Origin of the sequence: Legionella santicrucis (assembly GCF_001468135.1) — a bacterium.
GTDB classification, from domain to species: domain Bacteria; phylum Pseudomonadota; class Gammaproteobacteria; order Legionellales; family Legionellaceae; genus Legionella; species Legionella santicrucis.
The window spans coordinates 1-7,802 of sequence record NZ_LNYU01000039.1 but is presented as its reverse complement, the minus strand read 5'-3'; the positions used below and the strand labels follow the sequence as shown (position 1 = coordinate 7,802).

Sequence of the window (7,802 nt, the reverse complement as noted above, 5' to 3'; positions counted from 1 at the left end):
GTGCGCTGGCGGCGGCCGACCCGGATCGATTTGGTAGCCGTGAGCCACCTGGATGAAGTGAGAAGCGCCGATCTTAAACAGCTGCGTAACGATCTGAATGTTGTTGAACCCGGACAGAATCTTGGCATGTCTTGTTAATGGCGTGCTATAACAACCCAGCGCCATAGGCGGCTGGGTCAAAATCCCAGCACACTAACAAAAACCACTCAAGGATCTCCTGGTACTGCCAACATTGTGACGCACTCACCCACCATTGGACCCACCTTCGCAAGTAATTTCTGATTTTTAGAGGAGACACCTCATCGGTAACCATCTGCTTGACCTGCTCACGTGCTTTTCGCAGAGTTCTCGGATGAGGAACAATGCGCTGAAGCTCAGGCGTTTGATTAATTGTTGCATCATTTGCAGCCCCCCACGCAATGAGGTTGAATAATGCGCATTATCAAGGGGGATAGCCGCTCTATCCATCGCCTGTGCCCTGGTGTTGTTATCCTGAGTTTTCGTCCCAGGATAGGAAATTCCTAAAAAATGAAACCCTTTTTCTATGCGACCTATGTGCGTTTTTTAGGGCGATAAATAAAGACGGCGCTCTTTTAGTACCGACATCATGACCTGTTTGCAACGGCTTAAGCTGACGAAGGCGATGGCACAGAATCAAAATATCGTCCTGATAGCGCAAATAGGTTACATTCATTGCAGAATACGCGTCATCTAAAGGCTTCAAATAGATGCCACTAAAAAATTGTGAAAGGGGCCCACGAAAGGGCTATGCCATGGTCTGGGTTTTGGCAGCCGCGGGGTGTTTCAATAGGATTGGTGATGATTTCTTCAAGCATATCTTGTACTTTTTTGTCATCATAAAGCGTTTTGATGTCTTCAACTAACCGCCAGTGTGGGATTGATTTATAAATTGATTTGATATCCGCACGAATGATGTACTTTGGATTTTCTTCAGCAAGCGCTTTCCTTACTCGCGCAGTTGCCAGCCGTACGCCGCGTGGGCCGTTTAGATGATAACAATTAGGGTTCATGACATGCGGGAAAGTGGGCTTTAATTCGTACAGCAAAATATGTTGGAAAATTCGGTCGGATAAATGTAATTGTTCGACCACTTCGTCGGGGAAATAATGACGCTTAAGATGGCGCGGCGAATAGCTTCCATCTACTATAGACTCAACGCCCTTTCCCAGCCAGTCATCTATTTCTCGCGCCATAAAATGCACATCATGATTGGGGTTGGCATGGTGTTTCTGTCGGTGAATTTTCCGAAACAATTTTTTCCCTATTTCCATCATGTCTTTGAAATACCAACGTTTCATCTTATGCTTATGCTCTTTTAACACATAGATAATAGAGATAGGGATGTATGATAGCACCACTTGTAGCAGCAATTGAACGAATCGACGATATTCCTTTACTTTTAGCCCAGATGAAGAAGCTTCAACTGGCTGAATTATTAGACAAAGAGTTTCCTAGGCCGGAATGGCAAGCATGGCCATTTTTTTACCTTGCCTGACAAAAGCTTGTTCCCTCAACAAAGATTATATGGATGATCAAATCATTAACTCCTTATTTATCTTATTTGGAATTATGTTATTGACCTGGCCTAAGTAGACTTAAAAAGGTAGACAATTAGCAAAACAATTATCCTCTAAATCTACCCCATTGGGATTGTGAATATGCTCTAACTTCATTTTTGGATTCAGGATGTCATCGACTTCTTTAAGAAAAGCATCTGCCGATGGAATAGGCTCAGAATCTCTAGGCCTAAAAAAGCGATGACACCAGCGATCAACCTTGTCATTTGCCTCAAGAATACCCATAAGGGCACCTATTGCTGCTCCTACTACAAGAGCACTAATAATCAAGGGTAAACTGACAGGAAGAAAAGCTACAGCTAAGGCACCAACCAATAAAGAAGTGCAAAGAGTAAAAAAAGCTATTATTGTAAATTTAATTCCATAATTACAAATATGTTCTGGTATACCGGGTTTTAATGCGTTTATTGTGCACTGATGCTGGTAAAATTCATAGAAAGGTAGGTCTTGAGGATTATCCAATCGATCAGCCAAGGCATTCATTTCTTTTAAAAAAAGAAATATACGCTTGCTTTCGAAACGGTTTAATTTATCGCAATTTTCAAAGTAACGTACACACTTCTGGTAGAATTTTTGAAATAATTCTTGAAGGTTGTCATGGTTAAACTTTTTTAATCTTGCTATAGCAAGTTGTTCTTGAATCTCTGTTATTGACAGTTTAGGCATTTTTACAAACTAAAATGAGAATGCTAAGATTTTAAAAGAGAAGCCTCTTTATGTCAAAAAAATATACACAATACTTGTGTCAATTTTCAAACTAGGGCTCGGAAGATTTTACATAGGGGCGGGTAAATGAAGCCATCTTTTAAAAAACAATTGTTAATTCTTGCTTTGTTTCCCCTTATAATCGCACTAGGAAAATTACTTATTATTTGCACCAAAAAAGATCCTGTTGGATTTATACTAATCTATCTATTTTTAATCATTCCTTTTTACAGTATATTTTTATTGATATCTTTTTATTCTACTATTCAATTTCTCTACTTTCGATACTATAATTACACTAAACCTTATAAATTTGCAATCATCGTTCTTAGTATTATTTTTTTACTTTCTTTAATTTTATTCATCATAAAATTAAAGATTATGTTCTTACCCTATAAGCTCATAGGGCCACATTGTTATGTCCCCTTGGCTCCGTAAAAGGCAGCGCTCAGTAAGTCTATCTATCCCAAATGCTCTGTATCTTCAGAGGTCTAGGCAGTGCATAAATGATCAAATAATATTCTGAAAGTGTAAAAATCAGATATCGCATGCTATCCTAAACAGGAGATGTTTTTAAAACAATCGCTGCCGGCCAAGGAAGCGAGGGACGAGCGAGGCCGATAGTCTCTGGTAGGCTTAGAGCCGAATGTTTTGCCGCAGGCATACTTGTCGCCGGTTTTTGTCCCTTTCGGGGACTCGGAAGTCCCGGAAGGTTTCTCAAAAACTGGCGACACGCTTGTTGTTAATCTTTGTTAATGTCTTGTTTTATCTTGAAAGTCTTTGATGGCTTTTTCTGCTTCATCTTTCGTATAACCATAATGTTTTTGAAGCCTCCCAAATAACTCTTGATGATTACCTTCAATGACAGTCCAATCATCATCTGTTAATTTACCCCAAGCCTGTTTCATTTTTCCTTTAAGTTCTTCCCATTTGCCTTCAAAAATATCTTTGTTCATTTTTTGTCCTCCTTGAGTTAGTAAGCATTTGTAATTAAATATCATTTTAAACGCTGTTTAATTTTTATCTTTAAGTGCACTTTGTTCCTCTCTGTTGCATTTCATTCCATAACAGGCGCTAATACAACTTGAGATGGCACTTAAGAAAAATAAAATAAATAAAATCCACCCGCTCCAGGCTAAATGTTCAGGATTATTTTTCATTATTTTTGGAGCATTAGACTGAGAAGCAATTGTACCAGTATCCGTAAGAGTTGAAGTTTGAATGGGGACTAAGGCTGGGTCTAAATTTTCTTGATGAAAAGAAACATAATGCATCATTGGTAAGGTTAATAAGGCACTTAACGTTAATGCCAGACTCCAAGTAATAAATCCATAAATCACCCCACCATGGCAATAGCAGTGATAAAAACGCGCTAAATAACCAGCAACAAACCCCGCAACACCCAGCGACACAATGACACCAATTAATAAACCTAACACGCCTCCTATAGCGATAACAGTGGCGCCGCTAGATGTGGACGAGTAGGCACTCAATCCAATAGCCATACTAAATATATTCAATAAAAAGCTAAGTCCTACGCCTACTAATGCGCCAGCAAAAATTGCTGACCAATGTAGTTTAGTGGGAGTGGTTTTATAGCATATTAAATTATCCATAATAAAATCTCCTTATTAAAGGTGAGAAATTAACCAGATTAATATTAATAAACTCACTGGAACGCCTAATAACCATGCAATAATGTAGCCCATGATGTTTCTCCCTTCGCGTTTTAAATTTCTCTGGAAACTATTATAGAATAAAACTGATAAATCAAATGACCTATCTAAAGGATAACCTTTAAATCAAATGACCTATCTAAAGGATAACCTTAGAGAAACGATATTATTTAATAATAAAAAATAGTGCTGTTCTTAAATTGTGCTAGTCCTAATAGGACTTATTTTTCTTTGTGAAAAAACAATGGTCAATATTAACCTACTTATTTTCATTGAAACCCTTGTAAAATAATCTATCTAAAATAATTAGAAAAAATGGAAGTATTTAATCTAGGTAAAAATTAAATCACTTCCCTTAATATAAATAGATACAATATTTTACATTTTTATACTTAAAACCTCTGTAGGATGGGAGAACAATCTTCCCTCACAAATTACTTCTGCACCATATTTCTCATATAATCGATTTAAATTAGGCTTTAACGTATCCAATAAAATCAAATCCACTTCAGAGTTCGCAGCTATTTTTTTAGCTTCTTCTATAATTTGTTTTCCAAAACCAAGACCACGATAATCTTTTTTTACATAGACATACATTAACTCACGTGAATTGGGTAATTTGTCTGTAGCCTGATACAAATCCTCATGATACAAATGGTCTAACAATGCAAACATCGCGACAGGAACACCAGCAAAAGTACCTATATAAGTATTATTGCTAAGTGAGCGCAACACATCCATCCGGAATTCAACCCCCTTATTACGAATATAACCCCATTCATCTTCAGCCCATTTTGCAGCGGTAGACAGGTGTTGCATGCAATCACTTAGTTTTGTAAAACTAAGTTTGTGTTTTATTAAGGTTGAACTGAAAAGCAACATGGAACATCTCCAATAATTAGTAAACTAAAGAGGGTTGTGAGTCATTTATTTGCCGTTGGCTGTATTCACATATAGCCAACGAGACTAGGCCAATTATGGCCCCCAATATGTAGTACCAAGCAGGCGCGATAAAATTTCCTGTTTTGTTTACTAGCCACATCATGATTAGAGGAGTGGTACCACCAAACAATGAAATACCTATATTAAAAGCAATACCAAAAGCGCTGTCTCTATATTGATGAGGGAACAAAGAAACCATTTAATGGGGCATATGTAATCGCAATCAATATGGACATTAATACCATACCGAATGTAACTAATACCCAATCGCTTGCTGATAGTAAAAAGAATATTGGAATACTAAAAAGCAACAGGGATAATATACCAAATTTAATAATTCTTAGATATCCTATCCTGTCTGCCAAAATTGCTATAAATGGTTCAAGCGATGCATCTACCATCAAAGATACAGTGATGATAAGTGTTGCTAGACTTAATGAAAAATTAAAATAATGATGCAGATAAGTAGCGGTAAAAATGTAAGTCCCAAATGTCATAATTCCGACTAGCCAGGCAATTCCTATGATACCAATAATTGCATAAGGTTTTTCTTTTATTGCTTTGATAAAAGGTGAGTTTTCCTTTTCATGAGGAGTTATTTGTTGGTATTCAGGGGGTTAATGGAGAAGATGTGATCAAGAGACAGGGTATTATACCGCGCGGAAAATAAGTCATTACTCAAATGGTTGCAATCATTATAAAGTTATATAAATGGGGTCAAGGGATTGACCCCATTTATATAAGTTAAGTTCTGAGGTGCTGAGACCTTCATCAAAATAACTCTGTACAAACTGTTATTGGCATTTTTTCTGTAATCGATCATTCATTATAGGATTATAAAAATCTTCAGCATTCAAAAAGTTATCTAAACCCAATTGTTCTCCTTTTTTGAGATCTCCTGAGTATTGACTTACAAGAGTTATTGGGCGATCACATTTCTTCGATAAATCCTCAAGTAGGCTAGCTGTTGAAACTGCTTCTGTCTTGAAAGCCCTAAATCGATAAGATAAACACAAATAAATATTGGGTAATATTTCAATCGATTCTTTAGTGTCCATTATACTCGTATCCACAGCTTCATTAAATTCTAAATCTGGATTGCCTTCAGCTTTTAGGTGTAAATATTTTCAAATGGCATCTATGATGGGACAATTATATAAATTACGATAGGGCGGGGCTTGGTATATTAAGTTCCCCAATCCTATCTTTTACCATTTGATCAACAGCTTTTTCCGATGAAGTTTGTATTCCTGTAATTTTAGTAAATAATCCCTGTCCTGTAGTTAAAATTTTATATTCGTTACTCTTTTTAAAATCATCAGTAATTTTATTCACATCCTCCAGATTATTCGCTTCTTCTAATTGCTTTTTGAAATCCACAAGAATTTGGCTTTTTAAGTAATCTCCTTTTAAATTTTGATAGTTATTTTTATACGACTTAATTATATCAGCTGTAGCTTCAAATAAATGAAATCTTCCTTTACTTTGCTGATCAGTGAAATGCTCATATTGGTTAACTATATGAAGGGATTTAATTTGTTTCTCCGTAACATGGAAGCAATTGGGTTTTATATTAATATTTTTTGACTGATCTACTTCTTTTAGATTGTCTATATGATCATCAAAAAAATCTACAGCTAGGTTTTCTGATGAATTAGTTTGGTGCAGACGATTAATTAAAAATTGGTATTGTTCTACTTTTCCTTGCGGAAAATATGAATATGGGTCTTGATTTACTTCAGAAATGCCTTTCTTTGTCCTTATTTGAGTTAACTCTTCATTCGCATCGCAAACAAATGGAGCTTTATTCGCGTTATCACCATTCTCTTTATATTCTTTTCTAAAGTCTTGCTCGAACTTTTTTAGTTCAGCCTCATAATAATTACATGGCTCACCAAAAAACTCATCAACAGATGTAGATACTTTAACTTTTTTTCCGTTTAGCTGTTCTTCTAGTTTTTTCACAGCTTCTTCAGTGGTAATTATTCCACCTTCATCGTTCAGCAAAAATTTAGATGGTAATTGAAGTGATTGTATATATTTAGATCTTTGAGTAAATAAAATTACTTGATCGTAGTTTTCTTCTTTTATTCGTTTCACAATGTTAGAATTTAATTGACCTTTTTGAACCAAACAGCCATCGATATCGACAAGAGCAATTTTCATAATTTGTTCCTATTAAATTAGTAAATATTGATGTTCTTATTATCATCTATATGATCAATATATATCCAATTGGTTTTTCTTATGTATGATATAAAAATTATTGGTATGTCTTTAATTTCAATAAGCTAATAGTATCGAAGTGATTTTTGGAGACTCAAATTTAGTGCAGTAGGGTGAAAGCTTGATAATTATCTTTCAGCACTTTTTATGCGACATAATTTTCCATTCTATGCAATATATGATTTATGTATTTAAAAATGAAACAGAAAGTCCAACGCATTTTGATAACTATCCAAAACAAAATTAGGGCGAGAAAAGACAAGAAGGATGTTATATCAAAATTGCTAATTACAATGATCTTGAATCAGCAAAAGAAGCTGTTGAAAGCCAGAGGGGTAAACATAAACACTTTGTGTTTACTTATAACGGCGAGCCAATGACTCGGATACATAATACTTTATGGAAGGGGGAGAGCTGGATTAGAATATGTACGTGTTCATGATCTAAAACACACTTTTGGAAGGCGATTGCGTTCTGTAGGAGTGAGCTTCGAAAATCGGCAAGATTTGTTAGGGCATCGCTCCGGACGGATCACAACGCACTATTCATCAGCAGAATTGCAGAACCTAAGCAGACCTCATTAAATATCTATAAAAAACAAAGAAGTTAGTGTATTCTGCAATTTTTATAGATTAGTTTTAGAAAAATGATAAGG

Annotated in this window: 10 protein-coding genes and 1 pseudogene; 2 read left to right on the top strand and 9 right to left on the bottom strand. The window is 35.7% G+C overall.

Features of this window, described 5'->3' with window-relative positions; all coding sequences use genetic code 11:
• Nucleotides 1–734: 734 nt before the first annotated feature.
• Nucleotides 735–1,319: a hypothetical protein gene (locus Lsan_RS22035; protein WP_065236293.1), complete on the bottom strand. Its 585-nt coding sequence runs from the start codon at nt 1,317–1,319 to the stop codon at nt 735–737.
• A gap of 47 nt (nt 1,320–1,366) precedes the next feature.
• Here Lsan_RS22035 and Lsan_RS22030 point away from each other — a divergent pair, with 47 nt between their 5' ends.
• On the top strand, nt 1,367–1,516 hold the full coding sequence (locus tag Lsan_RS22030; RefSeq protein WP_157068292.1) for a hypothetical protein: 150 nt from the start codon (nt 1,367–1,369) through the stop codon (nt 1,514–1,516).
• Nucleotides 1,517–1,616: 100 nt separating this feature from the next.
• Here Lsan_RS22030 and Lsan_RS09205 read toward each other — a convergent pair whose 3' ends face one another.
• The 8 genes from Lsan_RS09205 to Lsan_RS09170 all read right to left on the bottom strand — a co-directional run bounded on the left by Lsan_RS09205 (nt 1,617) and on the right by Lsan_RS09170 (nt 7,087).
• Nucleotides 1,617–2,264 carry a hypothetical protein gene (locus Lsan_RS09205; RefSeq protein WP_058514113.1) on the bottom strand — a complete coding sequence of 216 codons (648 nt, stop codon included), beginning with the start codon at nt 2,262–2,264 and terminating at the stop codon, nt 1,617–1,619.
• Nucleotides 2,265–3,055: 791 nt separating this feature from the next.
• Nucleotides 3,056–3,259 (bottom strand): CsbD family protein, encoded by a 204-nt coding sequence (locus Lsan_RS09195; protein ID WP_058514111.1) that lies wholly within the window; start codon nt 3,257–3,259, stop codon nt 3,056–3,058.
• Nucleotides 3,260–3,316: 57 nt separating this feature from the next.
• Entirely contained in the window at nt 3,317–3,919 is a 603-nt protein-coding gene (locus tag Lsan_RS09190) for a hypothetical protein (RefSeq protein WP_058514110.1), read from the bottom strand.
• Between the two features lie 438 nt (nt 3,920–4,357).
• Nucleotides 4,358–4,861 (bottom strand): GNAT family N-acetyltransferase, encoded by a 504-nt coding sequence (locus Lsan_RS09185; protein ID WP_058514109.1) that lies wholly within the window; start codon nt 4,859–4,861, stop codon nt 4,358–4,360.
• Nucleotides 4,862–4,877: 16 nt separating this feature from the next.
• Nucleotides 4,878–5,120: a hypothetical protein gene (locus tag Lsan_RS22955; RefSeq protein WP_237762083.1), complete on the bottom strand. Its 243-nt coding sequence runs from the start codon at nt 5,118–5,120 to the stop codon at nt 4,878–4,880.
• Nucleotides 5,092–5,478 carry an MFS transporter gene (locus tag Lsan_RS22950; protein ID WP_337589274.1) on the bottom strand — a complete coding sequence of 129 codons (387 nt, stop codon included), beginning with the start codon at nt 5,476–5,478 and terminating at the stop codon, nt 5,092–5,094. Before Lsan_RS22950 ends, Lsan_RS22955 begins: the two co-directional genes overlap by 29 nt.
• Nucleotides 5,479–5,715: 237 nt before the next feature.
• The gene (locus Lsan_RS09175; protein ID WP_058514107.1) at nt 5,716–5,979 is read right to left on the bottom strand and encodes a hypothetical protein; all 264 of its coding nucleotides are present in this window, start codon (nt 5,977–5,979) and stop codon (nt 5,716–5,718) included.
• Between the two features lie 103 nt (nt 5,980–6,082).
• Nucleotides 6,083–7,087, bottom strand: coding sequence for a hypothetical protein (locus Lsan_RS09170; protein ID WP_058514106.1), 1,005 nt, complete (start codon nt 7,085–7,087; stop codon nt 6,083–6,085).
• 361 nt (nt 7,088–7,448) lie between these two features.
• Between Lsan_RS09170 and Lsan_RS21525 the strand changes: the two are divergent.
• Nucleotides 7,449–7,716, top strand: a pseudogene (locus tag Lsan_RS21525) (tyrosine-type recombinase/integrase); the annotation flags it as partial.
• Between the last annotated feature and the right edge of the window lie 86 nt (nt 7,717–7,802).

Bases quoted from the DNA above. Each gene is read 5' to 3' on its own strand.
- Lsan_RS22035 (WP_065236293.1), bottom strand. From the start codon at position 1,319: ATGAAACGTTGGTATTTCAAAGACATGATGGAAATAGGGAAAAAATTG.
- Lsan_RS22030 (WP_157068292.1), top strand. From the start codon at position 1,367: ATGATAGCACCACTTGTAGCAGCAATTGAACGAATCGACGATATTCCT.
- Lsan_RS09205 (WP_058514113.1), bottom strand. From the start codon at position 2,264: ATGCCTAAACTGTCAATAACAGAGATTCAAGAACAACTTGCTATAGCA.
- Lsan_RS09195 (WP_058514111.1), bottom strand. From the start codon at position 3,259: ATGAACAAAGATATTTTTGAAGGCAAATGGGAAGAACTTAAAGGAAAA.
- Lsan_RS09190 (WP_058514110.1), bottom strand. From the start codon at position 3,919: ATGGATAATTTAATATGCTATAAAACCACTCCCACTAAACTACATTGG.
- Lsan_RS09185 (WP_058514109.1), bottom strand. From the start codon at position 4,861: ATGTTGCTTTTCAGTTCAACCTTAATAAAACACAAACTTAGTTTTACA.
- Lsan_RS22955 (WP_237762083.1), bottom strand. From the start codon at position 5,120: ATGGTTTCTTTGTTCCCTCATCAATATAGAGACAGCGCTTTTGGTATT.
- Lsan_RS09175 (WP_058514107.1), bottom strand. From the start codon at position 5,979: ATGGACACTAAAGAATCGATTGAAATATTACCCAATATTTATTTGTGT.
- Lsan_RS09170 (WP_058514106.1), bottom strand. From the start codon at position 7,087: ATGAAAATTGCTCTTGTCGATATCGATGGCTGTTTGGTTCAAAAAGGT.